Here is a 25,346-nt window from a genome sequence, read left to right on the forward strand (position 1 = left end):
CTAGCGTGTCGGCGCCGGAATCGGCGTCACCGTCTCACGGATCACCCCCCCGCCCATCACGCTGCCTTCGGTCGCAGAAGCGCCCGTTCCCTTGATTCGCGCTTCGCAATCGGCGCGGTCCGCCACCGGCTGCAATTGGCAACGCTCGAGCGCGTTCTGGTCATAGATGCTGGGCGAGGCGCTGGTCAGCCCGTTGCGCTGGGCCTCCTGCTTCGCCGCGCCGGCTTCCCTCAGACAGGCCGCACGGTCCTGCTGCACGCCGTCGCAGGTCGCGCGCTCGCGTTGCATGCGGGCATCGGTGCCGGGCGCTGCGGCCTGGGCGAAGGCGGCCGGTGCGCCGGCGAGCGCGCCAGTGGCGCAGAGGGCGAGAGCCAGGGAACGGACAGAGATCGTCATGATTGCAACTCCTGAATGAAAGGGCCGCGCCGGTGAATCCGGGTGGCCGAGCATGCCACTGTGGGTGCCAGGCGCCTGGGCGCTGCGGGACGACGTGGCGAAGCACCGGGCATGGCGGCGCCAATCGCTGTCGGACAGGTCTTTCATCCAGCGGCTTGGCCGTCGTTGCCCGACAGCGCCTCTTTCGCCTATGCCGGCGTGGCCGCGACCCGCTCAGCGGCGATGCGCTGCGCCAGGTGCGCGAGGGCCTCGTCGACCTGGTCGACCAGGATCAGCGAGAGGTCGCCCGGCTGCAGCATGGCCAGCGCGCGGTCGATGGCCACGAACTCCCCGCGGATCTCCTCGACATGTTGGGTGCGCCGTGCGCCCTGCAGGCCCTGGCGCAGCAGCGCCATCACCTCGCCGTCGGCGCGGCCGCGCTGGGCCGCGTCCTGGTAGAGGATCACGTCGTCGAAGGCTTCGCCGAGGATGGCGGTCTGGTCGCGGATGTCGCAGTCGCGCCGGTCGCCCGCACCGCTGATCACCACCGAGCGGCGCTTGGCCGGCAGGGTGTCGACCGCCGCCACCAACGCCTTCATGGCGTCGGTGTTGTGGCCGTAATCGGCAATCACGGTCGCGCCCCTGTACTCCATCACGTTGAAGCGGCCCGGCACGCCGGCCGCGTCGCTCATGAAGCTCGACAGCCCGCTGCGGATGGTGTCCCAGTCCAGGCCCACGGCCCAGGCCGCGGCCGTGGCGGCCATCACGTTCTCGACCTGGAAGGGCAGCGTGCCGTTACGCGTGATCGGCACGTCGCGCAGCGGCACGCGCTCGCGCCACGAGCCTTCGGCCGCGACCAGCGCATCGCCGTCGATGTGCACGGTGCGCTTGCCCTGCGCGCGGTGCGTGGCCATCACCGGGTGCTGGCGATCGATGCTGAAGAAGATCACGCCGCCGGGGCAGCCGGCCGCCATCGCGGCCACGTTCGGGTCGCTGGCGTTGAGCACCGCGTAGCCGGCATCGGCCACGTTGCGCACGATCACGCGCTTGAGCACCGCCAGGTCCTCGACCGTGGTGATGTAGTTCAGACCCAGGTGGTCGCCGCTGCCGATGTTGGTCACCACCGCCACCTGGCAGCGGTCGAAGCCCAGGCCCTCGCGCAGCACACCGCCGCGCGCGACCTCGAACACGGCCGCGTCGACTTCGGGGTGCAGCAGCACGTTGCGTGCGCTCTTGGGGCCGCTGCAGTCACCGCTGTCGGTCTGGCGGCCGTCGACCCACACGCCGTCGGTGTTGGTCATGCCGGTGCGCAGGCCGCTCGAGGCAAGGATGTGGTTGATCAGCCGCGCGGTGGTGGTCTTGCCGTTGGTGCCGGTGACGGCCACGACCGGGATGCGGCCGTCGTCGCCCGGCGCGAACAGCGTGTCCATCACGGCCTCGCCGACCGCGCGGCCGCGGCCGAAGGAGGGCGAGATGTGCATGCGCAGGCCGGGGGCGGCGTTGACCTCGACCACGCCGCCGTGTTGTTCTTCCAGCGGGCGAAGCACGTTCTCGCAGACCATGTCGACGCCGCAGATGTGCAGGCCGACCATTTGCGCCGCGTCGACCGCGCGCGCGGCAATCTCGGGGTGCACGGTGTCGGTCACGTCGGTCGCGGTGCCGCCGGTCGAGAGGTTCGCGTTGTTGCGCAGCACCACGCGCTGGCCGCGCGCGGGCACGCTGCCGGGCGTCAGGCCCTGGGCTTCGAGGCGGCCGACGGCGATGTCGTCGAGCCGGATCTTTGTCAGCGAGGTCGCATGGCCTTCGCCGCGGCGCGGGTCGAGGTTGACGGTGTCGACCAGTTGCCGGACCGTGGCGCGGCCGTCGCCGATCACCTGCGGCGGATCGCGCCGCGCGGCGGCCACGAGCCGGTCGCCCACCACCAGCAGGCGGTAGTCGAAGCCGGGCAGGAATTTCTCCACCATCACCTCGCCGTAGGTCGCGGCCGATGCGAAGGCCGCATCGAGCTGTTCGCGCGTGACGATGTTGACGGTCACGCCCTTGCCCTGGTTGCCGTCCTGCGGCTTCACCACCACCGGCAGGCCGATCTCGAGCGCGGCGGCCCAGCCGTCGGCGGCATCGCTGACCGGGCGGCCCAGCGGCACCGGCACGCCGGCCGCGTTGAGCAGCTGCTTGGTGAGTTCCTTGTCCTGCGCGATGGCTTCGGCCACGCCGCTGGTGCTGTCGATCTCGGCGGCCTGGATGCGGCGCTGGCGCGAGCCCCAGCCGAACTGCACCAGGCTGCCGCGCGTGAGCCGGCGGTAGGGGATGCCGCGTGCCACGGCCGCATCGACGATCGAGCCGGTGCTCGGGCCGAGGCGCTCGGATTCGTCGAGGTCGCGCAGCTCGGCGATCGCGGCCTGGAGGTCGAAGCTGCCGTCGTGGAGTGCGGCCTCGATCAGCTCTTCACCCAGCTTCACGGCGCGCCGGCCGACGGCCTCTTCGCAGTACTGCATCACGACCTGGTAGACGCCGTCTTCGGTGGTGCGTGTGGTGCGTCCGAACGCGACGCTGCAGCCGGACTGCGCCTGCAGCGCCATCACGGCGTTCTCCAGCACGTGGGCCAGCGACAGCGGCTGGCCCAGCACCATCGGGTGCAGTTCGCCGATGGTCGGGAACAGCGCACGCAGGCGGGCCTCGAAGCCGGGCAATTGTTCGATCGCATTCTCGGTGCCATGGCAGGCGACGATGGCTTCGATGGCCATGTGGCGGCTCCAGAGATTGGGGCCGCGCAGGGCGCGGGTACGGGTGACTTGCATGGCGGTGAAACCTTTGCGGCCATCGAAGGCCGTCGATTCATCAGGCGAGTTGGGGTTCGGACTGCGGTGCGCTTTGCGACAGCTGCAACGAGGCGAGGGCGGCTTGCAGGTCGGCTTCGAAAGCCTCGGCGCCGGCGCCGATCAGGTTGAGCGGAATGCCCAGGGCCCAGCCGGCGGCGACCGCGGCCAGCAGCACGTCGAGGCTGACGCCCGCGTGCGTGGCGCGCCAGGCCGTGAGCCGGCCGAGGCCGGGCAGGAAGGATTCGCTGCTGCCGTTGGCCAGCACCACGCGGTCCTGGCGCACCAGCACGGCCCTGCCGCCTTCGGCGCGGTGCGGCGCCAACGCGGCGGCCTGCGGGTCGGCCGCATAGAGGATCACGGCGCCGTCGCACAGCGGTGCCAGCGCGGCCACGCGCGGGTCGACCGCGTTCAGCACGGCGGTGCCCTGGGGCAGCACCACGTCGACCTGCGTGCGCAGCACCCGCACCATCTGGTCGCTCTCGGTGATGTCGAACTCGGCCAGCGTCTCGGCGCCGTCGAGGTCGGTCACGATGCCGACCTGGCAACGGTCGTAGGCCAGGCCGTCGCGCAGGATCGAGCCCGCGCCGTTCTCGATCACCACGGCTTGCACCGAGCGGTTCACCAGCAGCCGGTGGCCGGCTTCCCAGTTGGCGCTGGGGCGTGCATCGACGCGGCGGCGCTCGAGGAACAGGCCGTCGCCGCAGGCCAGGCCGGTGTAGCGGCCGCCCAGCCCGGTGAGCCAGGCCAGCAGGCGCGCCAGCACGGCGGTGTCGCGCGAGCCGGCCACGCCGACCACGGGGATGCGGCCCGGCAGTTCGGCGTCGTCGCTGTCGGGGAACAGGTGTTCGCAGATCGCGCGGCCCACGGGGCGCGGCGAGCCGACGGCCGGCTTCAGGTGCATCAGCAGGCCGGGCCCGGCGTTGACTTCGACGATCGCACCGCGTTGGGCCGCCAGCGGCCGGGAGATGTCCTCGGCCACCAGGTCGATGCCGGCGATGTCCAGGCCGACCACGCGCGCAGCCAGCACGGCGGCATGGGCCACCTCGGGATGGACCTGGTCGGTGCAGTCCACGCCCAGGTTGCCGCTGCGCTGGATCGTGACGACCCGGCCCTTGGCCGGCACGGCGTCGCCGTCGAGCGCCTGGCGCTGCAGTTCGAGCTGCAGCTTGGCGTCGGTCGCGACGTCGATCACGTCGAGCGGGAATTCTTCCTCGGCACCGCGCCGCGGATCGCTGTTGAGCTGGCTGTCGATCAGCGCGGCCACGGTCGAGACGCCGTCGCCGGTCACGGTGATGACGTCGCCGCGCGCCGCCGCGACCACCTGGCCGCCGACCACCAGCAGCCGGTGCTCATGGCCGCGCACGAAGCGCTCGACCATCACGTCGCTGCCTTCGGGCTCGGCCACCGCGAAGGCGGCCATCACTTCTTCGCGCGTGGTGAGTTCGAGCGAGACGCCGCGGCCGTGGTTGGCGTCGGAGGGCTTGACCACCACCGGCAGGCTGATGTCCTCGGCCGCTTCCCAGGCTTCCTCGGCGCTCTCGACGACCTGGCCTTCGGGCACCGGCACGCCGCAGCTCTGCAGCAGCGACTTGGTGAGTTCCTTGTCGCTGGCGATCGATTCGCCGATGGCGCTGGTGTGGTCGGTCTCGGCGGTCCAGATGCGCTGCTGGCTCGCGCCGTAGCCCAATTGCACCAGGTTGCCGCCGTTCAGGCGCAGGTGCGGGATGCCGCGGTCGGTGGCGGCCCCGACGATGCAGGCGGTGCTCGGGCCGAGATAGCAGTCCTCGACCTTGGCCTTGACCACGTCGACCGCACGCTGCACGTCGGCCGCGTCGAAGGGCGTGTCGTTGATGGCGGCCATCAGCAGGCGATGGCCTTCGGCCAGCGCGACGCGGGCGACCTGCTCGTCGCGAGCCCGGAACACCATCCGGTACACCGCGTGCTGCGAGGTGCTGCGGGTCTGGCCGAAGCCGGTCGGCATGCCGGCCAGGTTCAGCAGCTCGATCACCACATGCTCGAGCACGTGGCCTGCCCAGGTGCCTTCGTTGAGGCGCTGGATGAAACCGCCGCGCTCGCCCACGCCGCAGTGGTGCTCGATCAGCGCCGGCAACAAGGTGGTCAGGCGCTCGGTGAAGCCGGGCACCAGGTTGGAGGGGAAATCCTCGAGCCGGCCCAGGTCGAGCCAGACCTCGAGCACCGGACGGTAGGTCCAGAGGTTGGGCCCGCGCAAATAACGGGTACGGAGCAGTCGGATGTCGTCGAAACAGGTCATGGAAACGTTCGTTGTGCTTGGGCCGAGCACGCGGGCGCCTTCAGGCGCGCCCATGGCGATCGATCAGAATCGGCGCCCGGCGGGCCCCTTGGCGTGGTTCGGCGTGGACCAGAGACACAGAAAGACAATGCAACATCACGATCCAATCGGCACCCCGGAGGGCGAAGCGGGGCCGGTTTCAGAAGCACTGAAAAGCCGGCTCTCCGTCGCGGAAAACGTTCTGGCGACGCTCACGGTTGACCTCGACGGCGAACTTCGGTTTGCACAGGGGCTGCTGGCGCTCACAGATCGGCGCCTGCTGGCCCGATCGGCACAGGGTGCTTGGAGTGAGTGGGCGCTCACAACCCCAGGGCTTTCCCTGCAACTGACCGATCATGCGGGCGTCGGCACGATCGACCTGCAGGGCGATGACGGGCATCTGGCCCGCTGGCACTACACGCTGGCCCAGCAGCCGGACGCGCTGCGCCTGTTCAAGCTGCTGGGGCAGCGGGCGGGATCTGTCGCGTCCGCGACATCACCAGCCGATGCGGAAGAGTTGCCCGCGGAAGCCGTGTCCTCCGCGCCGCCGTCGACCTGGGTGCTGCTGCGCCTGGCGCGCTTCGCCAAGCCCTACCGCAAGCAGCTGATCGCCGGCTTCCTGCTGACGCTGGCCTCGACCGCCGCCACGCTGGTGCCGCCCTACCTGACCATCCCGCTGATGGACGACATCCTGATCCCGTTCCAGAACGGCCATCAGATCGCCATGAGCAAGGTCGCGACCTTCCTCGGCGCGCTGCTGGCGGCCGCGCTGGCCGGCTGGGGCCTGGGCTGGGCGCGCACCTACCTGCTGGCGCTGGTGTCCGAGCGCATCGGCGCCGACCTGCGCACCACCACCTACGAGCACCTGCTGACCTTGCCGCTCGACTACTTCGGCGGCAAGCGCACCGGCGACCTGATGGCGCGCATCGGCTCCGAGACCGACCGCATCAACGTCTTCCTGTCGCTGCACGCGCTCGATTTCCTGACCGACGTGCTGATGATCGTGATGACGGCGGTCATCCTGTTCTCGATCAACCCGCTGCTGGCCGTGGTCACGCTGGTGCCGCTGCCCTTCATCGCCTGGATGATCCACGTGGTGCGCGACCGGCTACGCACCGGCTTCGAGAAGATCGACCGCGTGTGGAGCGAGGTCACCAACGTGCTGGCCGACACCATCCCCGGCATCCGCGTGGTCAAGGCCTTCGCGCAGGAAAAGCGCGAGGCCGACCGCTTCCACGCCGCCAACGCCTACAACCTGCAGGTCAACGACAAGCTCAACAAGACCTGGTCGCTGTTCACGCCCAGCGTGTCGCTGCTGACCGAGATCGGACTGCTCGTGGTCTGGGGCTTCGGCATCTGGCAGGTGGCACGCGGCCGCATCACGGTCGGCGTGCTGACCGCCTTCATCGCCTACATCGGACGCTTCTACACACGGCTCGATTCGATGAGCCGCATCGTCTCGGTCACGCAGAAGGCCGCGGCCGGCGCCAAGCGCATCTTCGACATCCTCGACCACGTGAGCAACGTGCCGGAGCCGCTCCACCCGGTCAAGGTCGACCGGCTCTCGGGCCGCATCGAACTGGCCGACGTGGGCTTCCGCTACGGCTCGCGCGCGGTGATCCGCGACCTCGATCTGGTCATCCAGCCCGGCGAGATGATCGGCCTGGTCGGCCACAGCGGCTCGGGCAAGAGCACGCTGGTCAACCTGATCTGCCGCTTCTACGACGTGACCGACGGCGCGATCAAGGTCGATGGCACCGACATCCGCCGCTTCGCGGTGGCCGACTACCGGCGCCATGTCGGGCTGGTGCTGCAGGAGCCCTTCCTGTTCTTCGGCACCATCGCGCAGAACATCGCCTACGGCAAGCCCGAGGCCACGCGCGAGGAGATCGTCGCGGCCGCGCGCGCCGCCCATGCGCACGACTTCATCCTGCGCCTGCCGCACGGCTACGACTCGCTGGTGGGCGAGCGCGGCCAGGGCCTGTCGGGCGGCGAGCGCCAGCGCATCAGCATCGCGCGCGCACTCTTGATCGACCCGCGCATCCTGATCCTTGACGAGGCCACCTCGGCGGTCGACACCGAGACCGAGAAGGAGATCCAGAAGGCGCTCGACAACCTGGTGAAGGGCCGCACCACCATCGCCATCGCGCACCGGCTGTCGACGCTGCGCAAGGCCGACCGGCTGGTGGTGATGGACCGCGGCGAAGTGGTCGAGGTCGGCCCGCACGACGTGCTGATGGAAAAGCAGGGCGCTTATTGGCGGCTCTACCAGGCGCAACTGCGCCAGGCCGACGAGGAGGCCAGCGACGGCGCCGTGGCCGAGCGCACCGCGGTGGCCGCGGCCCTGTTGAACCACGACCATGCGGCCCATCCCGCGGGAGACGCGTGATGAGCCTGATGAACGCCCCCGACTTCCAACTCGCGCGCGACGCCTTCGGCCGCCTGCTGCTGACCGATGCCGACGGTCAGCGCCACGAAGGCATCGTGCCGGTGCGCGCCTTCCCGCTCAGCGCGCCGCAGGCCGGCCTGTCGCTGGTCGGTTCGGACGGCCGCGAGCGGCGGTGGATCGACCGCCTCGACGCCTTGCCGCCCGCGATGCGCGCACTGCTCGACGAGGACCTCGCTGCCCGCGATTTCGCACCGGCACTGCTGAAACTGCATGCGGTGTCGAGCTTCGGCGTGCCCAGCACCTGGCGCGTGAACACCGACCGCGGCCCGACGAGCTTCGTGCTCAAGGCCGAGGAAGACATCCGCCGGCTGGCCGACGGCTCGCTGCTGATCGCCAGTGCCCACGGCGTGCAGTTCCGGATTGCCGACCCCAAGGCGCTGGACCGGGCCTCGCGCAAGCTCCTGGAACGTTTTCTCTGATGCGTGACGGGCCGGTCGCGCCTGGCGACCGGCCCGTACGGAAAGCCATTCGGCGAGCAGACCGTGCGCGGTCGCTCGCCGATTTGTTTTGGGCAGGAAATTAAAACTTTTCAATTCTTTCGGATGTCGATTTAGGCATTCGAAATGCGCGCGGCGTATTTCTTCGGAGTGCATTTATTTGCGTCCCGTACGAGGGGAAATCGCCCTTTTCGGCATGAATTGAAGGCGTCGAATTCGAGCTTTGGGCTGTAATCAAAAGATATTAATTTGGTGCAGTAGGTGCGGGCTTTTGAAGAGAAGAAAAAGCTGCAAAAAATCACATGGAAATGGACGCAAAATGTAACCAAAGGCTCATAATTGTTTCTAGCCGTTATGAATTCATTCCTGATATCCATTGAAATCCGCACGTCGATCGACCGGTTGATCGGCAAGGATGGGTGCCCGAGTTGACGGACGCAACCACCACGGCCGTGCGCAGGCCTTCGCTGGGCCTCTGCGTCGAAGGGCTGGCCCCGCGCGAGGTGCTGCTGCTGAAATCCCTGGTGCGCCTGCTCGATCACCGCACGCAGCATCAATGGACTTTCCATGCGGAGCGATGCGACCTCCTGATTGCGGGCGACGGCCTCAGCCGCCTTGCGGCGGTGTCGGGCGAGGTCGCGAGGGATGAACCGCCGTCGGCCGTCCTGCGGGCCGGTCGCGCCGGCGCGGGCGTCCATGAACTGAACCTGCCATTGAATCCCGACGCGCTCGAACAGGCGCTCAACCGCGCCGGCACAGCCATCGTCGACGCGCGCCGGCTGGCCGAAGCGCGTGCGGCGGTGCCGATCTCGGACGACGAGCGGGCATTCCAGCTGACGCGCTGGCCGCCGTCGGATCTGCTGCGCGGACCGGGCCGCCTGGCGCTGGCGACCTTGCTGGTCAGCCGGCCTTGCACCGTGACGCAATTGCATTTGCGTGGCTGTGCCGAGCGATCGGTGTGCGTCGCCTTCCTGAACGAGCTCCAGCGCGCGCAGTTGTTGCGCAGCGACGAGCCCCGCGCTGCCGAACCATCGAGCGCGCCGGCCCCTGCGTTGCCCGGACTGTTCGCGCGCATCCGCCGCCGCCTCGGCCTGCTGCCAGGCCTTGCCTCATGATCGAACACAAGATTCTCTTTTCCGGAACCATGGGCGCCGGAAAGACCACCGCCATCGCCGCGGTCAGCGAGATCGGCCCATTGAGCACCGACGTGCGCAACACCGACGAATCGATGACCAAGCCCACCACCACCGTCGGCCTCGACTACGGCGAACTGACGCTGGACAACGGCGAGCGCCTGCGCCTCTACGGCACCCCGGGCCAGCAGCGCTTCGCGTTCATGTGGGACATCCTGGCCCGCGGCGCGCTCGGCCTGGTGATCCTGATCGACAACAGCCGCCCCGACCCGCTGGCCGATCTCGACATGTACCTCGACGGCTTTGCCGAACTGATCGGCCGCTCGGCCTGCGTGGTCGGCATCGGTCGCACCGAGACCCATGCCTTGCCCGACATCGATGCGCACAGCCGCCACATGGCCGCGCGCGGCGTGCTGTGCCCGGTGCTGCCGGTCGACGTGCGCGAGCGCGCGCAGGTGCTGCAACTGCTCGACCTCCTTCTTCTCCAGCTTGAATCCCGGTCCCTGTCGGACCTGCGCGCATGAACATTTCTCCCCATCTCCATGCGGCGGCGCAGGCCACCGTCGACAGTCTCATGCGCGAGGTCAAGGGCGTCAGGGCCGTGGTGGTGTCCACCGAGGACGGCTTCGAGGTCACGGGCCGCATCGAGAACACCGCCAAGGTGGCACAGCTGTCGGCGGTGGCCAGTTCGCTGGCGGCACTGGGCTCGCTGTCGGGCGAGGAAAGCAATCTCGGCGCCTGCTCGAGCGTCACGGTCGAGGCCGCCAACGGCCATGTGGTGATGGTGCAGGCCCGCCACCGCGAGGTGGACCTGATCCTGAGCGTCGTCGCCGGGCGCGATGCGGTCATCGGCCAGGTCCTGTACTTCGCCAAACAGGCGGCGCGGACGCTGGCGCAGGCCTGAACACGGCGTCACACGAACACATCGATTGCCGACGCCCCTCTCTCGCCCGGGCGGCGGCTTTTTCAACGGGCGATGAACTCAACGAGGAAATGAAATGGCAACCATCAAGCAATCCATGGACGACCTGATGACCAGCGACGGCGCCATGTGCGCCGCCCTGGTCGACTCGGAAAGCGGGATGATCCTGGGCCAGATCGGCTCGGGCCTCGACCTCGAGGTGGCTGCCGCGGGCAACACCGAAGTCGTGCGCGCCAAGCTCAAGACGATGCGCTCGCTGGGCATCAACGACACGATCGAGGACATCCTGATCACGCTGGGCAAGCAGTACCACATCCTGCGCCCGATGGTGAAGCAGGAAGGCCTGTTCCTCTACGTGGTGCTCGACAAGGCCAAGTCGAACCTGGCGCTGGCCCGCCGCAAGGTGCTGAGCGTCGAGCAGGACCTGGTGATCTGATTTCATCGGGGCAGGTGCACGGCGGGGCCTGCGAAAATCGCGGCTTTGTCTGGATGCGACGGCCTGGCCGTCGAAGGAAACCCCCGTGCACACCACCGCCCTCGTCCTGTTCTCCGGCGGCCAGGACTCGACCACCTGCCTGGCCGACGCACTGGCGAAGTACCAACGCGTCGAGACCCTGGGCTTCGACTACGGCCAACGCCACCGCGTGGAGCTCGACGTGCGCCGCACGGTGCGCGAGCGCATCGTCGAACGCTTCCCGAAGTGGGCGCCGCGCCTGGGCGAGGACCACCTGCTGACCGTCGACGCGCTGTCGCAGCTCGGCGGTTCCTCGCTGACCGAGGAGGTGGCTTTCGCGATGCAGGCCGACGGCCTGCCCAACACCTTCGTGCCAGGGCGCAACCTGCTGTTCCTCGCGCTCGCGGGCGCGCTGGCCTACCGCCGCGGCCTGCAGGTGATCGTCACCGGTGTCTGCGAGACCGACTACTCGGGCTATCCCGATTGCCGCGACGACACGATGAAGGCGATGCAGCTGGCGCTCACGCTCGGGCTCGACCGCCGGCTGGTGATCGAGACGCCGCTGATGTGGATCGACAAGGCCCAGACCTGGGCCATGGCGCACCGGCTCGGCGGCGATGCGCTGGTCGCGCTGATCGTCGAAGAGACCCACACCTGCTACCAGGGCGATCGCAGCCATCGCCACCCGTGGGGCTACGGCTGCGGCAGCTGCCCGGCCTGCGAGCTGCGCGCCCGGGGCTGGGAAGGCTACGCCGCCGCGGGCTGAATGGCCGAAGCGTTCAGTCGGTAGCGCGCGCTGCCGGCTTCGCCCTCCTTCTGCGGCACCAGCGTCCAGCGCTGGTTGTGGAAATCGCCCACCGCTGCGCGGTGCGCAATCGACACCATCGCGCCGCCCGCGGTCTTCACCGTGTCCGACAGGCGCTGGTAGAGCACGCCTTCGGCCTCTGCATCGAGGGCGCTAGTGATCTCGTCGGCGAACAGCCAGGCCGGCTTCTTCAGCAGCACCCGCGCGATGGCCAGGCGCTGCTGCTCGCCGCCCGAAAGCTTCTGGCTCCAGGCGTCGCTGTCGTCCAGGCGCGCGGCGAGGTCGGGCAGCAGGGCCTCGCTCAGGGCCTGGCGCAACTGGTCGTCGCTGAAGTCGGCGGCCGGGTGGGGATAGGTCAGCGCGTCGCGCAGCCTGCCGTCGGGCACGTAGGGGCGCTGCGGCATGAAGACCACGTTGCCGGGCACTTCGATCCGGCCCTTCGAGAAGGGCCAGATGCCGGCGAACGAGCGGAACAGCGTGGACTTGCCGCTGCCCGAGGGCCCCTGCAGCAGCACGCTGTCGCCGGGCTTCACCGCCAGCACGGCGCCGGTCAGCAGCGGCGTGCCGTTGGGCAGCGCGACCGAGAGGTCGTCGGCGTGCAGCCCGGTCGCAGGGCTGCGCTGCAGGCCGTCATCGCGTTGCGCATGGGCGCGCATGCCGTCGTCGAAGCTGGTCAGGCGGTCGGTGGTGGCGCGCCACACGGCCACGCTGTCGTAGTTGTCGACGAACCAGCTGAGCGACTCCTGTACCTTGCCGAAGGCCGAGCCGATCTGCATCAGGTGGCCGAGATGGAAGGCCCCGCCGAAGTACTGCTGCCCTGCCACCAGGAACGGAAAAATCACTGCAGCCTGCCCGAAGAACGAGGTGAAGGTGACCAGGTTCTTCTGCTGCCTGATCAATTGCAGATAGTTGCGCAGCACGTCGCCGAAGCGGAGATCGAGCCGCGCGCGCTCGACCTTCTCGCCCTTGTCCAGTGCGATGGCTTCGCTGTACTCGCGCACCCGCACCAGGTGATGGCGGAAGTCGGCCTCGTAGCGTTGCTGCCTGAAGTTCAACCCGATCAGCGGGCGGCCGATGAAGTGCGTGATGGCGGTGCCGACGATGGAATACCCGAGCGCCACCCAGACCATCGCGCCGACGACCTGGTGGGTGGTGCCGTGGAAGGTGAATGAGAAATTGCCCGACAGCGCCCACAGCAGGCCGATGAAGCTCATCAGCGTGACCACCGCGTTCAGCAGACCCATCGACAGCGTCATCGTGGCACCGGTGAAGATCTGCATGTCTTCCTGGATGCGCTGATCGGGATTGTCCGGCGTGTGGCTGTCCTTGCCGGCGTAACGGGCGAGCTCCAGATGATAGAAGGTGCGGTCGCTCATCCAGCGCGACAGGTAGCTGCGCGTCATCCACGCCCGCCAGCGCAGCTGAAGCAGCTGCGTCACATAGAACTTGAGCACCTGCACAGCGATGTTGGCAAAGGCGATCCAGCCGAAGACGCCGACCTCGTGCCAGAAGACCACCGAGTCCTTGTTCTGCAGCGCGTCGTAGAAGCGGCCGTACCACTGGTTGCCCAGCACGGCCACGTACACATAGAACAGGTTCAGCGCGACGATGCCCAGCAGCATCGCGCGGGCGCGCCATTTTTCTTCGGAGCGGAAGTAGGGTGCCGCGAGCGTGAAGACACGCTGGAGCACCTGGGCGAAGGTGCTGGCACGCGCCGGGATGGATGGAGACATGCGGATTCCCTCGCAGGCGCCAAGGCGCCGATCGTCGTGAAGAACCATCGTATGAATCCAATCCTTAGAGGAGGCTGAAGCGGCGCCTGCCGCGATGGGCCCGCCCGTGCGTCGTTTGAATGACATGTTCGTGACAAGCGAGTGATCGATCAGGGCGAGGAGGCGGAGCGCGCCTGACAAATCTCTGTCACATGGCACTGCGAGCATCGCGCCGTGCAACCGTCTCCGCGTGCTTCGCGCACGTCCTCCTCACTTTCCCCGGGACTTCCCACCATGCTGCGTCGTTCTTTCCGCTGGGCCTTCGTGCCGGCTGCCTTGCTCTCGATGGCTTTCACCGTTTCCGCGCAGGGCCGTACCGAACTGCTGGTCTACACCGCGCTCGAAGCCGACCAGGTGCAGGCCTACAAGGCCGCGTTCGAAAAGGAAAACCCGGCCATCGAGCTGAAGTTCGTGCGCGACTCGACCGGCATCGTCACCGCCAAGCTGCTCGCAGAAAAGGCGAACCCGCAGGCCGACGTGGTGTGGGGCCTGGCCGCCACCTCGCTGATGCTGCTCGACAAGGAGGGCATGCTTCAGCCCTACGCGCCCAAGGGCCTGGACGCCATCAAGCCCACCATGCGCGATCCGGCCAACCCGCCCAAGTGGGTCGGCATGGACGTGTGGTCGTCGGCGATCTGCTTCAACACCGTCGAAGCGCAGAAGAAGAGCCTGCCCAAGCCCACCAGCTGGGCCGACCTGACGAACCCGGTCTACAAGGGCCAGATCACCATGCCCAATCCCGCGGCTTCGGGCACGGGCTACCTGATGGTGTCGGGCTGGATCCAGATGATGGGTGAAGACAAGGCGTGGAAGTACATGGACGCGCTGCACCAGAACATCGGCATCTACAGCCAGTCGGGCAGCAAGCCCTGCCGCCAGGCCGGCGCCGGCGAGTTCGCGCTCGGCATGTCCTTCGAATACCGCGCCAACAAGACCAAGCGCGACGGTGCGCCCATCGACATCGTGCTGCCCAAGGAAGGCCTGGGCTGGGACATGGAAGCCACCGGCATCCTCAAGACCAGCAAGAAGCAGGACGCCGCCAAGGCGCTGGCCGACTGGGCCGTGACGAAGCAGGCCAACGAGCTGTACGCGAAGAACTTCGCCGTGCTCGCGCTGCCGGGCATCCAGGAAAAGCTGGAGTTCGTGCCGGGCGACGTCGAGAAGCTGCTGGCCAAGAACGACTTCAGCTGGGCCGCGGCCAACCGCGAACGCATCCTGACGGAGTGGTCGAAGCGCTACGAATCGAAGTCGGAAAAGAAGGCGCCGCTCTGATGCGACTTCGGCCGTTCGGGCCGAGCGCCCGACCCCAGCCGGGGCTGAGCTTCCTCAACCGTTCGGGCTGAGCTTGTCGAAGCCTTGCGCAATCGAAGCAGCCCTTCGACAGGCTCAGGGCGAACGGTGGGGTGAGCACAGGCGAACGGTGGGGTGAGCACAGGCGAACGGAGGGGCAGGCCCAGCCGAACGGTGGGACAAACGCAGGCGGAATCGGTGGGGCTGCGCTCCCCACCGTTCGGGCTGAGCTTGTCGAAGCCTTGCGCGATCGAAGCAGCCCTTCGACAGGCTCAGGGCGAACGGTGGGGCAGGCCCAGCCCGAACGGTGGGGGAGGCCCAGCCGAACGGTGGAGCAGGCCCAGCCGAACGGTGGGGCAAGCGCAGGCGGAATCGGTGGGGCTGCGCTCCCAACCGTTCGGGCTGAGCTTGTCGAAGCCTTGCGCGATCGAAGCAGCCCTTCGACAGGCTCAAGGCGAACGGTTGGGTGGGGCAAGCGCAGGCGAACCGGCGGGGCCAGCCCAGGCAAAAACGGTGGGGCAAGTCCCCAGCAAACGGTGTCCAAACACAGGCAAATGTCAGACAAGTCAATGACCAGCTTTCTCTCCCTGCGCGGCATCGGCAAGTCCTTTGGCGCCACCCGCGTGCTCGACGGCATCGACCTCGACATCGAGCCCGGCGAGTTCGTGTGCCTGCTCGGCCCTTCGGGCTGCGGCAAGACCACGCTGCTGCGCATCGTCTGCGGCATCGAGCGTGCCGACCGCGGGCAGATCCTCCTTGGCGGCCAGGACATCGCGGGCCTGCCGCCCGCGGCGCGCGGCTTCGGCGTGGTGTTCCAGTCGTACGCGCTGTTCCCCAATCTCACGGCGGCGCAGAACATTGCCTACGGCCTGCATCCCACAGGCGCACTGGCGCGCGAGATGGCCAAGCGTTCACGCGAGATGCTCGATCTGGTCGGCCTCGCCGCGCATGCCGACAAGTACCCGGTGCAGCTCTCGGGGGGCCAGCAGCAGCGCATCGCGCTGGCACGCGCGCTGGCGCCCAACCCGCGGCTGCTGCTGCTCGACGAGCCACTCTCGGCGCTCGACGCACAGGTGCGCGCCAGCCTTCGCAGCGAGATTCGCGCGCTGCAGAAGCGCCTGGGGATCGTCACCATCATGGTCACGCACGACCAGGAAGAGGCGCTCTCGATGGCCGACCGCGTGGTGCTGATGCACAACGGCCGCATCGAGCAGGTCGGTACGCCTGGCGAGCTGTACCGTCAGCCGCGCACCCGCTTCGTGGCAGGCTTCGTGGGCCGCATGAACATGCTGCCCGCCACCGTTCTAGCGGATGGCAAGGTGCGTGTGCGCGACAGCGAACTGTTCTGCGCGCCGGGCGACCTCAGCGTCGGCTCGCAAGCCACCGTGGGGATCCGGCCCGAGCATGTGGTGGTCTCGCGCTTCGGCTCGGAACTGGGCGCCAACAGCTTCGCGGCACGGCTGCTCGACACCGAGTTCTTCGGCAACCGCACCTCGGCGCGGCTGGCTTGTGAATCGCTGGGCATGGAGATCGAGGCCGAGCTGCCCGCCGATGCGCGCGGTGGCGGTGGCGAGCCCTTGGTGCCGAGCAGCATGGTGCATGTCCAGTTGCCTTCGAATGCGCTGTCGATTCTGGCGCAGTGAGCATGCGCAGTTCTCCTGACGCCATCCCCGTCGTGCCGGCGATGGTGGCGCACCGCAGCGCCTTCGACCGCGAGCGCTGGCTGACCGGCGCGGCCGTGGGGCTGATGGTGCTGCTGCTGGTCGTGATCGTCGCGCTGCCTGTCGGCGCACTGGTCGGTCAAAGCTTCTTCGACAGAGCGGGTCACTTCGTAGCGTTCGCCAACTTCGCGCGCTACCTCGACAACCCCGCGCTGGTGCAGTCGGCCTTCAACAGCCTGGGGCTCGCGGCGCTCAGCGCCGTCATCTGCACGGCCATTGCCTATGTCTATGCCTACGGCCTCACGCTGTCGTGCATGCCGGCCAAGGGCCTGCTGCGCGCAGTGGCGCTGATCCCGCTGCTCGCCCCTTCGTTGTTGCCGGCCATCAGTCTCGTGTACCTCTTCGGCAACCAGGGGCTGTTCAAGGGGCTGCTGGGCGAGGTGTCGATCTACGGCCCGCTGGGCATCGTGCTGGGGTCGGTGTTCTGGACGTTGCCGCATGCGCTGCTGATCCTGACCACGGCCATGGCCACGTCCGATGGCCGACTCTACGAAGCGGCGCAGACGCTGGGCGCTTCGCGTTGGCGCATCTTCCGCACGGTCACGCTGCCCGCGTCGCGCTACGGACTCATCGTGGCTGCCATGGTGGTGTTCGTGCTGGTCATCACCGACTTCGGCGTGCCCAAGGTGGTGGGCGGCCAGACCGGCGTGCTCGCCACCGACATCTACAAGCAGGTGGTCGGGCAGCAGAATTTTCAGATGGGCGCGGTGGTCGGGCTGGTGCTGCTGATCCCGGCCGTGCTGTCCTTCCTCGTCGAGCGACACGTGCGCGGCAAGCAGGCGTCGGCGCTGTCCGCGCGTGCCACGCCGTACCGGCCCGAGCCGGTCAAGGTGCGCGACCGCGCGCTGCTCGTGGTCTGCGGGCTCACGGCCTGCGCCATCCTCGTGATGATCGGCATGGCGGTGTTCGCATCGCTGGCCACCTACTGGCCCTACAAGCTCACGCCCTGGCTGAAGAACTACGACTTCGGCAACATGGACGGCGGCGGCTGGGGCAGCTACCTCAATTCGCTGCGGCTGGCCGTGTGCGCGGCGGTGGCAGGTGCGTTCGTCACTTTCATTTCGGCCTACCTGGTCGAAAAGCCGCGCCACTTCGGCCTGCTGCGCGAACTGCTCAACCTGCTGGCCAACCTGCCGCTCGCCGTGCCGGGACTGGTGCTGGGCGTGGGCTACATCTTCTTCTTCATCTCGCCTTCGAATCCGTTGCGCGCCATCTACGGCAGCATGACCATCCTCGTGGTCTGCACCGTGGCGCACTTCTTCTCGGTGGCGCACCTCACCTCGCTCACCGCACTGCGTCAGCTCGACCGCGAGTTCGAGCTGGTGTCGGAGTCGATGGGCGTGCCCTTCTGGCGCTCGCTGTGGCGCGTGCACCTGCCGATCGCGCTGCCGACCGTGCTCAACGTGGGCGGCTATTTCTTCGTCAACGCGATGACGACCGTGTCGGCCGTCGTGTTCCTCTATTCGCCGCAGACCACGCTGGCGGCCATTGCCGTGCTCAACATGGACGACGCTGGCGACGTCGCGCCGGCTGCGGCCATGGCCTCGCTGATCATGCTCACGGCCGCTGTCGGGCGCGGGGCGTTCGCGCTGGCCGGGCACTGGGCACTCCGACGTACCCAGAGCTGGCGACATCGCTGAGGCCGCGGGGCCCTGGACAGGTTTTCACCGCGCCCTGAGCCGGTCGGCGGCCGCTCAGATGTTGGTGCTCGAGGGAATGCGGCTCGGCAACAGATGCTCGTAGGGCCGCGACCGCGTCGCGTTGCGCTGGCGGATGGTGGCCTCGATGCCGGCCAGCGCCTGGCGGAAACGTGACAGTGGCCCGCCGGGGCCCGCGATGGCGGGGTCGATCAGCACCGGCAGGTGCGGGAAGGCATTGTCCTTGTACTCGCCCAGCATCCGGTAGTACACGCCCCCGAGCACGTGGAACAGCAGGATCTGCTCCTGCGCCGCGAGCCGTGAAGGCAGCATCTGCGACCAGCTCGCCTCGGTCTGCCCTGTGCGCGTGACCGGGGCCGGCGTGCCGGAAGTGCCCGCGCTGAAGGGCGCGTAGGTCATCACCGAGTACTGCGGGAAGTTCACCGCCGCGTGCTGCGCGCTGGTGTTGAAAAGGATGGCGGTCAGCACGTCGACCAGCTGCGTGCGCGTGGTGATCGGGCGGAAGCCGTGCACCTTGCCGCTGCTCGCGAGTTCGGCGGCCCAGGCCTTGAGCTCGTGGTCGGCGATCACGTCGCCGTCGTTCAGGTAGTAGGTCGCGACGTACTCGCCGACCCACTGCGCGATCGCGTTCCACACCAGCAGCGCATCGTCGCGGTAGGGATAGTCGGGCAACGCCGTCGCGTCGTCGACGCCGCGCGTGCGCAGGTCGTTGGGCAGCATCATGCGGTCATAGAAGTCGTAGGCCAGCCGGTCGCGGCCGCATTCGCGCTGCAGCGTCTCGATGGGCGCGGTGAGGATCACGTCGCCGGTGGTCAGTGGCGCCATGATGAGCAGCGTGGCGAGTTCGTTGATGAACATCGCGCCTTCGAGGTGCGGCGAAAGCAGCCGGCTCAGCGGATGCGCCGTGGGCAATTGGCGCTGCGTGGCCATGGCAAAGGCTTCCGACATCAGGTGCGTGCGGCCCAGGTGCACGAACATCTCGTGGTAATTGAAGTCGGCGACCTGCACCATGGTCTTGGCGGATTGCCAGGCCCAGTAGGCTTCGGCGTTGGCCGGGTCGTCGACGCGCAGGAAGATCGGATTCCGTGTCGCGTCCTGCCCGCACTGGATCGCGACCGGCACCAGCGCGCGGCCGGCCTTGGGGCGCGCGAACAGCGCGATGGGCGCATTGGCATAGCCCGTGCCCGTGAGCGGCTTGTTCGTCGGGCCTTGCGGCGCCATGTCGCCCAGGTCCTGGTAGTCGAGCAGGTAGAGCCGGCCCGAGGCCGCGGCATCGGCGAGGCTGTCGTTGGCACCCATCACCTGTCTGTACTGTGCGTCGCTGAGCGGGAATTTGGTGGGCAGTGTCGAGGCCCGCTGGATCAGCATCGGATTCGGGCCGCCGACGCGCATGTAGGCGAACAGGTCGTTGTCGTGCAGCAGCTGCGCGATGGCCGGCTTCTCGATGGTCACGAACAGCGCGTCGTACTGCGCCACGGTCTTCGGTCCGCTCGATGCGTTCAGCGGGCCTTGCGACAGCAACTGCTGGTGGATCTGTCGCAGCTGCGTGCCGATGTCGCCGGCGGTGCCGACCAGGCCGGCCAGCAGGGCCGTCGCCGTCGCGGGCAGTGTGAGCAGGCCGCCGTTCGCAGCCAGCAATTGGTCGAAGGCCGACTGCAGGCTCGCGAGGCGCGTGCGCAGGGTGTCGAGCGACTGCAGGCTGCCCGAGGCCGTGGCGCTGGTGGCGAAGGAGGCCGCGAAGTTGGTCACCGCCTCGAGCGCTTTCGTGAGCGTCTTGAGCTGGTGCTCGAGCGCGGGCAGCTCGCCCGGCGGCACCACGGCCCCCATCGGCACGCCTGCAAGGTTGACGTGCGACTCGGTCCACACATAAGTGGCCTGTCGTCCGAGCAGCTCGAGCCGCCGCGCCGCGGCGCTGATCGGATCGAGCTTTTGAGGCAGCCGGGGCTGGGGGACGGGCACGGCCGCCGAGGCGGTGGATGCCTTGCCTGCGAGCAGGCCGAGGCCGCCCATCGAGGCGGACCATTTGAGAATCTCTCTGCGCTTCATCGTTGAACTCCCTGACGTTGTGATTCCGGGAGCGCTCGAAGAAGTGTGACAGCCAGATCGAACGCTCGTTCTATTCGGCTGCGGATTCTGTGGAGGGGCTCCGGCGTTGGCAACGCCGGTCTTCGCCTGCAGGGCGAATGCGAGAAATAGTGCCGCCGGGCCGGAGGTTTTTCCGCTCTGCGCGAAAGCCGAACGAAAGCCGGTCGGACGATCGCCGCCTCAGCGGCCTGCGCTGTGCGTGGCCGTGCCGGTCGATGGCTCGGGCTTGGTCAAGGCGTCCAGGTGCACCACGGCGCCGTCGGCGATTTCGTCGCGCGGCATCCATGGTGACCAGAACGTCGGCATGCTGCCGCCGCTCAGCGCTCGGACAAGCCCATGGCCGGATCGCTCACCGTGTGCTTGCCGGTTTCCACGCGGCCGGCGAAGCGGCGGTAGTAGGCCGGGTCGGCATCGCAGGTGACCGCGAAGTCGTACCACTGACCGCTGGCCGCGAGTTCCCAATGCTGGTCCACGCTGGCGCCACCGGCCACCTCCGCGGTCCAGGGGCCGTCGGTGCGGTAGGCCTTGGGAACGAGGGTGAAGCGGCACGCGGTCTTGCCATCGTTGCGCATGCTCAGGTAGACGTTGCCGTTGGCGATGTCGTAGCACACGCGCACTTCGGGGTTCGCGGCGCCGCCCGCGCGCAATGTATTGAGGTTGCCCTTGAAGTGGCGATGGAAGCCGTTCGGGCCGAGCACCCAGAGGTCGTAGGCGCCCGCGTTGTCGCTCACCGCGCTCCAGGCGTCGTCGAGCGTCTTGCCGGCTTCCACCATGTAGCGACGCGGCAGGCGGTCGAGGTTGAGCTTGTCGTACACATGGAACACCGCAGCCGCCTTGCCGCTGTTGGCGAACAGCAACTGCACCTTGCCGTTGAGGGCATCGGTCCTGGCACTCGCATGCAACTCGTAGGGCAGCGCGCGCGAAGGGCGGGTGCCCGTGGGCTGGCGCGGCAGTTGGGGGTCGAGCGGCAGTGGCACTGGGTCCAGGTCTTCCTGAGCGGTGCGCAGCTGATCGGCCTGATCGCGGCTCAGCCGGCCGCCCAGCGATGGCAGCGTTTCGGTGTTGGGCGTGGCGAAGTTGAAGGCGCTCGTGAGGTCGCCGCACACCGCGCGCCGGAAGGGCGAGATGTTGGGCTCCTTGACGCCGAAGCGGGCCTCGATGAAGCGCAGCACCGAGGTGTGGTCGAAGGCCTGCGAGTTGACCCAGCCGCCGCGGCTCCAGGGCGAGATCACGTACATCGGCACGCGTGGGCCGGGACCGAACACGCGGCTGTCGGGTTTGGGCTGCGAGGTGCTGCCTTCGGGGGGCGGCTGCGTGAAGTACTCGTGCGCCAGGTCGGCATCGGCCAGCGTGGTCTTGCCGGCCGGCTTCTTGTCGGCGTCGAGCGAGGGCGCGGAGGGCGAGGGCACGTGGTCGAAGAAGCCGTCGTTCTCGTCGAAGTTGACCAGCAGCACGGTCTTGCTCCAGACCTCGGGCACGGCCGTCAGTGCGTCGAGGATCTCCTGCACGAACCAGGCGCCTTGCACGGGGCTGGAAGGCCCCGGATGTTCGCAGTAGGCCGAAGGCGCGCTGATCCAGCTCACCTGGGGCAGGCGGCCCGCCAGGATGTCCTTGCGGAAGGCATCGAGATACTCCTCGGGCTTGGTGCCGGGCAGGGTGTTCGCGATGCCCTTGTAAAGCGGGTTGCCCGGGTTGTCGCTGGCCGCGTCGTAGGCGTGGTAGGGCACGGCCTGGCCGGGGTTGGAATACGGCGCACCGGGGGCGCCGCCGCTCGAGACCGGGAACGCGGACGCGCGGTTGGCGCGGCGGAACTGGCGGAAGGCGCCGAGCATGTTGTCGCCCCATTCGTCGGGCATGTTCTGGTAGCAGATCCATTTAACGCCCGCGTCCTCGAGCCGCTCGGCATAGGTCTTCCACGTATAGCCGGTGTTCACCGCGGACGCGCGCCCGTCCAGCCAGTCCCACTCGTTGTTGACATAGGCCACGCCCTGCGCGGTCGGGCCGTTGGTGCCCGTGAGATGGAAGGAGCGGTTGGCGTCGGTGCCGGTGTGCATCGCGGCGTGGTAGCTGTCGCACAGCGTGAAGGCGTTGGCCAGCGAGAACTGGAACGGCACTTCCGCTTCCTTGAAGTAGCCCATGGAGGCATCGTGCTTGTAGCGCGGCCATTGCGAGAGGCGGCCGCCGTCCCATGCGTTCTGGCTGTCGTCCCATTCGTGCGGCGTGCCCTCGACGCGCTGCGCGTTGCCCTTGGACTGGTCGAGGTGGTAAGGCATCACGAGCCGGCCGTTGCCATCGGCCTGCTGCCACACGTTGCGCCCGCCGGGCAGCGGCACGGTGAAGCGGTCGCCGAAGCCGCGCACGCCCGGCAGCGTGCCGAAGTAGTTGTCGAAGGAGCGGTTCTCCTGCATCAGGACCACGATGTGCTCGACGTCCTGGATCGTGCCGGTCTTGTTGTTCGCGGGAATGGCGAGCGCGCGGCGGATGCTGGGCGGGAAGGCGCTGAGCGAGAGCGCGGCCAGACCGGTGGTGGCCGTGCCGGTGAGGAATTTGCGACGGGAGTTCATGGCTTGCTTCTTCGGATCGTTCATGGCGCGCAGCTCTTCACGGGGGCCACGCCGGTGTCGGGTGCGGGCGGCGTGGTCGGGGTCGTCGGCGTGGTGGGGGCTGGTGTGCCGCTGTCGCTGCTGCCGCCACAGGCGGACAGGGCACAGGCCAGGACGAGCACGGTCGCGAGACGCGCGCCGAGGGAGGGGATTCGCATGAGGGACCTCTGAGCGTTGTGGGGGGCTACAGAGCGTGGACGCGGGCGCGATGGCCCGTGTTTCGCTCGTGAAGGCGTGAGGAGGTCCGTGGGTCGGACCGTGGCCCAAGGCTAGGCAGCAGGCATGACCTTGCGATGAACGTTCCGTGACATGACGTGCAACGAGATCGCGCCCGAGGCGTCTCAGGGCGTGGTAAACCGCAGGGGAGGACGTGTGACCTGGCGTCGCGCGCGACGCTCAGGACTCGTTGCTGATGCCGCTGCTCACATGCCCGGCAGGCACGTGGCGCGCGGCCGCATCGACGTGGCCGGTCTGGTCGTCGAAGAAGAAGTCGGGCTCGAACTCGCGCAGGAATTCGCCCTTGGGCAGACCGCCCAGGAACATGGCCTCGTCGACACGGATGTTCCAGTTCATCAGCGTGCGGATCGCGCGCTCGTGCGCCGGCGCGCTGCGTGCCGTGACCAGCGCGGTGCGGATGCGCATCGAGGCGTTGCCGGCCATCTGCAGGCGATGCAAGGCCATCAGCAGCGGCTTGAACGGCCCTTCGGGCAGGGGCAGTTCGGCCTTGCTCGATTCGTGCAGCTGGAAGGCGTCGAGCCCTTCGGCCTGGAACACGCGCTCGGCCTCGTCGCTGAACAGCACCGCGTCGCCGTCGAAGGCGATGCGTACTTCGTTGGGAAAGGCGTCGCCGGCCTTGACCGACTCGACCAGCACGCGTGCCGCGGGAAAGCCGGCATGCAGCGCCTCGCGCACGTCTTGCGCGTTGACCGAGAGGAACAGGTGGGCCCGCAGCGCGCGCAGGTAGCCGAAGGGCGCGCGGCCCTGGGTGAACACGCCGCGCTGCAGCGGCAGGCCCGCGGCGGTGCTGGAGCGGAAGATGCGCATGCCCGAGACCGGGTCGTTGCGCGAGAGGATCACGACCTCGACGCGCTGCACGCCGTCGTCGTTGAAGCGCAGCAGCTTGCGGATCAGCGAGTAGGCGATGCCCGGTGCGGCCGGCTGGTCGATGCGTTCCAGCTGCAGCCGCATGTAGCCTTCGTTGTCGCCGGACTCGAAGATCTTGTTCTCTTCTTCGAGGTTGAACAGCGCCCGCGAGGAAATCGCCACCACCAGCTTGTCGTCGAGGGTGGCCGCCATGGCGCTACTTCACGAACTGGTTGAGCTGGATGATCGGCATCAGCACCGCGAGCACGATCAGCATCACGACCCCGCCCATGCCGACGATCAGCAGCGGCTCGAGGATGGTGGCCAGGTGCATGGCGCGGCGCTGCACTTCGGCGCCGAGCTGGGTGGCCGCGCGCTGCAGCATCAGCGGCAGCGTGCCGGTCTGTTCGCCCAGCCGCGCGAACATCGAGACGATGCCCGGAAAGCGTTTCTTTTGCGCCAGCGCCGAGGCCAGCGGCGCGCCTTCGCGCACCAGCACCAGCGCGTCGAGCGCATCGGCGCGCATCGCGCGGTTGCCCAGCGTCTCGGCCGCCGCCTGCAGCGCGCGCAGGATCGGCACGCCGGCGGTCGTAAGCATGGCCAGCGTGCTGGCGAAACGCGCCGCGTTGTAGCCGCGCGCGAGCTTGCCCACGAGCGGCAGGTTGAGCCAGGCGGCATCGAACTTCTCGCGGAAGGCCGGCCGTGCAAGCGCGGTGCGGATGGCGACCGTGCCGGCCACGATGGCGATCAGCATGGCCCAGCCGTAGTTGCGCACGAAATCGCTCAGGGCCAGCATCGCCACGGTGAGGAAGGGCAGCGCGCGCTTGGTGCCAGCGAACACGTTGGCCACCTGCGGCACCACGTAGCTCACCAGGAAGATCACGATCACGATCGCCACCAGCGTGACGATGGCCGGATACAGCGCCGCGCCGACCAGCTTCTGCTGCAGTGCCTGGCGCTGTTCGAGGTCATCGGCCAGGCGTTCGAGCACCAGCCCGAGGTTGCCGCTGTGCTCGCCGGCACCGATGACCGCGGTATAGATCGGCGAGAACTCGCGCGGGTGCTGCGACAGCGCGCGCGCGAAGGGCGAGCCGGCATTGACCTCGGCGCGCAGCGAGGCCACGAGGTTGCGCTGGTTTTCGCGCTCGGCCTCGTCGGTCAGGGCGGTGAGGGCACGTTCCAGCGGCAGGCCGGAGGACACCAGGCCCGCGATCTGCCGCGTCCACACGGCCAGCTCGGTGGTGCTGAAGGCCCGCGCGCCGCCGAAGAGATTGCGCCAGCCGCCCGATTCGCGCCGTTGCGCGCTGGCGTTGCCGACGATGGTGACTTCGAGCGGGATGAGCTGCTGCGCGCGCAGCATGCCGCGCGCGTTGCGTGCGGTGTCGGCTTCGAGCACCCCCTTGCGGGCGTTGCCCTGCGCGTCGATGGCTTCGAAGGAATAGGCGGGCAC

General features: G+C 68.4%; 19 protein-coding genes. 10 read left to right on the plus strand and 9 right to left on the minus strand.

What is annotated here, in order from left to right; genetic code table 11:
* The 3 genes from ACSFBC_RS15440 to ACSFBC_RS15450 all read right to left on the minus strand — a co-directional run bounded on the left by ACSFBC_RS15440 (window position 1) and on the right by ACSFBC_RS15450 (window position 5,466).
* Complete coding sequence (locus tag ACSFBC_RS15440; protein WP_435511226.1) at window positions 1-396, minus strand: hypothetical protein; 396 nt, start codon at window positions 394-396, stop codon at window positions 1-3.
* A 188-nt stretch (window positions 397-584) separates the two neighbouring features.
* Window positions 585-3,173 carry a cyanophycin synthetase gene (cphA, locus tag ACSFBC_RS15445; protein ID WP_435511227.1) on the minus strand — a complete coding sequence of 863 codons (2,589 nt, stop codon included), beginning with the start codon at window positions 3,171-3,173 and terminating at the stop codon, window positions 585-587.
* Window positions 3,174-3,213: 40 nt separating this feature from the next.
* Window positions 3,214-5,466, minus strand: coding sequence for a cyanophycin synthetase (locus tag ACSFBC_RS15450; RefSeq protein WP_435511228.1), 2,253 nt, complete (start codon window positions 5,464-5,466; stop codon window positions 3,214-3,216).
* A gap of 127 nt (window positions 5,467-5,593) precedes the next feature.
* On the opposite strand from ACSFBC_RS15450, the gene ACSFBC_RS15455 reads away from it, so the two are divergent.
* The 7 genes from ACSFBC_RS15455 (at window position 5,594) to queC (ending at window position 11,645) form a co-directional block, all read left to right on the plus strand.
* Window positions 5,594-7,873: a cyanophycin metabolism-associated ABC transporter gene (locus ACSFBC_RS15455; protein WP_435511229.1), complete on the plus strand. Its 2,280-nt coding sequence runs from the start codon at window positions 5,594-5,596 to the stop codon at window positions 7,871-7,873.
* Window positions 7,873-8,352: a cyanophycin metabolism-associated DUF1854 family protein gene (locus tag ACSFBC_RS15460; protein ID WP_435511230.1), complete on the plus strand. Its 480-nt coding sequence runs from the start codon at window positions 7,873-7,875 to the stop codon at window positions 8,350-8,352. Before ACSFBC_RS15455 ends, ACSFBC_RS15460 begins: the two co-directional genes overlap by 1 nt.
* Window positions 8,353-8,798: 446 nt before the next feature.
* Complete coding sequence (locus ACSFBC_RS15465) at window positions 8,799-9,485, plus strand: hypothetical protein (RefSeq protein WP_435511231.1); 687 nt, start codon at window positions 8,799-8,801, stop codon at window positions 9,483-9,485.
* Window positions 9,482-10,027 (plus strand): GTP-binding protein, encoded by a 546-nt coding sequence (locus tag ACSFBC_RS15470; RefSeq protein WP_435511232.1) that lies wholly within the window; start codon window positions 9,482-9,484, stop codon window positions 10,025-10,027. Before ACSFBC_RS15465 ends, ACSFBC_RS15470 begins: the two co-directional genes overlap by 4 nt.
* Window positions 10,024-10,407, plus strand: coding sequence for a roadblock/LC7 domain-containing protein (locus ACSFBC_RS15475; protein ID WP_435511233.1), 384 nt, complete (start codon window positions 10,024-10,026; stop codon window positions 10,405-10,407). The genes ACSFBC_RS15470 and ACSFBC_RS15475 overlap by 4 nt, the downstream gene beginning before the upstream one ends.
* Window positions 10,408-10,501: 94 nt before the next feature.
* Window positions 10,502-10,861, plus strand: coding sequence for a hypothetical protein (locus ACSFBC_RS15480; protein ID WP_435511234.1), 360 nt, complete (start codon window positions 10,502-10,504; stop codon window positions 10,859-10,861).
* 85 nt (window positions 10,862-10,946) lie between these two features.
* Window positions 10,947-11,645, plus strand: coding sequence for a 7-cyano-7-deazaguanine synthase QueC (queC, locus tag ACSFBC_RS15485; protein WP_435511235.1), 699 nt, complete (start codon window positions 10,947-10,949; stop codon window positions 11,643-11,645).
* On the opposite strand, the gene ACSFBC_RS15490 is transcribed toward queC, so the two are convergent.
* Window positions 11,627-13,417 carry an ABC transporter ATP-binding protein/permease gene (locus ACSFBC_RS15490; RefSeq protein ID WP_435511236.1) on the minus strand — a complete coding sequence of 597 codons (1,791 nt, stop codon included), beginning with the start codon at window positions 13,415-13,417 and terminating at the stop codon, window positions 11,627-11,629. The genes queC and ACSFBC_RS15490 overlap by 19 nt on opposite strands.
* 273 nt (window positions 13,418-13,690) lie before the next feature.
* On the opposite strand from ACSFBC_RS15490, the gene ACSFBC_RS15495 reads away from it, so the two are divergent.
* From ACSFBC_RS15495 to ACSFBC_RS15505, 3 genes are all read left to right on the plus strand, one after another.
* On the plus strand, window positions 13,691-14,728 hold the full coding sequence (locus ACSFBC_RS15495; protein ID WP_435511237.1) for a putative 2-aminoethylphosphonate ABC transporter substrate-binding protein: 1,038 nt from the start codon (window positions 13,691-13,693) through the stop codon (window positions 14,726-14,728).
* A 587-nt stretch (window positions 14,729-15,315) separates the two neighbouring features.
* Window positions 15,316-16,389, plus strand: coding sequence for an ABC transporter ATP-binding protein (locus ACSFBC_RS15500; RefSeq protein ID WP_435511238.1), 1,074 nt, complete (start codon window positions 15,316-15,318; stop codon window positions 16,387-16,389).
* 2 nt (window positions 16,390-16,391) lie between these two features.
* Complete coding sequence (locus tag ACSFBC_RS15505; protein WP_435511239.1) at window positions 16,392-18,107, plus strand: putative 2-aminoethylphosphonate ABC transporter permease subunit; 1,716 nt, start codon at window positions 16,392-16,394, stop codon at window positions 18,105-18,107.
* Window positions 18,108-18,161: 54 nt separating this feature from the next.
* On the opposite strand, the gene ACSFBC_RS15510 is transcribed toward ACSFBC_RS15505, so the two are convergent.
* The 5 genes from ACSFBC_RS15510 to gspF all read right to left on the minus strand — a co-directional run bounded on the left by ACSFBC_RS15510 (window position 18,162) and on the right by gspF (window position 25,346).
* Window positions 18,162-20,171, minus strand: a complete 2,010-nt coding sequence (locus ACSFBC_RS15510) for a lipoxygenase family protein (protein ID WP_435511240.1) — start codon at window positions 20,169-20,171, stop codon at window positions 18,162-18,164.
* A gap of 356 nt (window positions 20,172-20,527) precedes the next feature.
* Window positions 20,528-22,774, minus strand: a complete 2,247-nt coding sequence (locus tag ACSFBC_RS15515) for a phosphocholine-specific phospholipase C (RefSeq protein WP_435511241.1) — start codon at window positions 22,772-22,774, stop codon at window positions 20,528-20,530.
* Between the two features lie 20 nt (window positions 22,775-22,794).
* Window positions 22,795-22,971, minus strand: a complete 177-nt coding sequence (locus ACSFBC_RS15520) for a hypothetical protein (RefSeq protein ID WP_435511242.1) — start codon at window positions 22,969-22,971, stop codon at window positions 22,795-22,797.
* 238 nt (window positions 22,972-23,209) lie between these two features.
* Window positions 23,210-24,109: a 5'-nucleotidase gene (locus ACSFBC_RS15525; protein WP_435511243.1), complete on the minus strand. Its 900-nt coding sequence runs from the start codon at window positions 24,107-24,109 to the stop codon at window positions 23,210-23,212.
* 4 nt (window positions 24,110-24,113) lie between these two features.
* Window positions 24,114-25,346 (minus strand): type II secretion system inner membrane protein GspF, encoded by a 1,233-nt coding sequence (gene gspF / locus ACSFBC_RS15530; protein WP_435511244.1) that lies wholly within the window; start codon window positions 25,344-25,346, stop codon window positions 24,114-24,116.

The organism is Variovorax frigidus (genome assembly GCF_051216515.1).
Lineage (GTDB): Bacteria > Pseudomonadota > Gammaproteobacteria > Burkholderiales > Burkholderiaceae_C > Variovorax.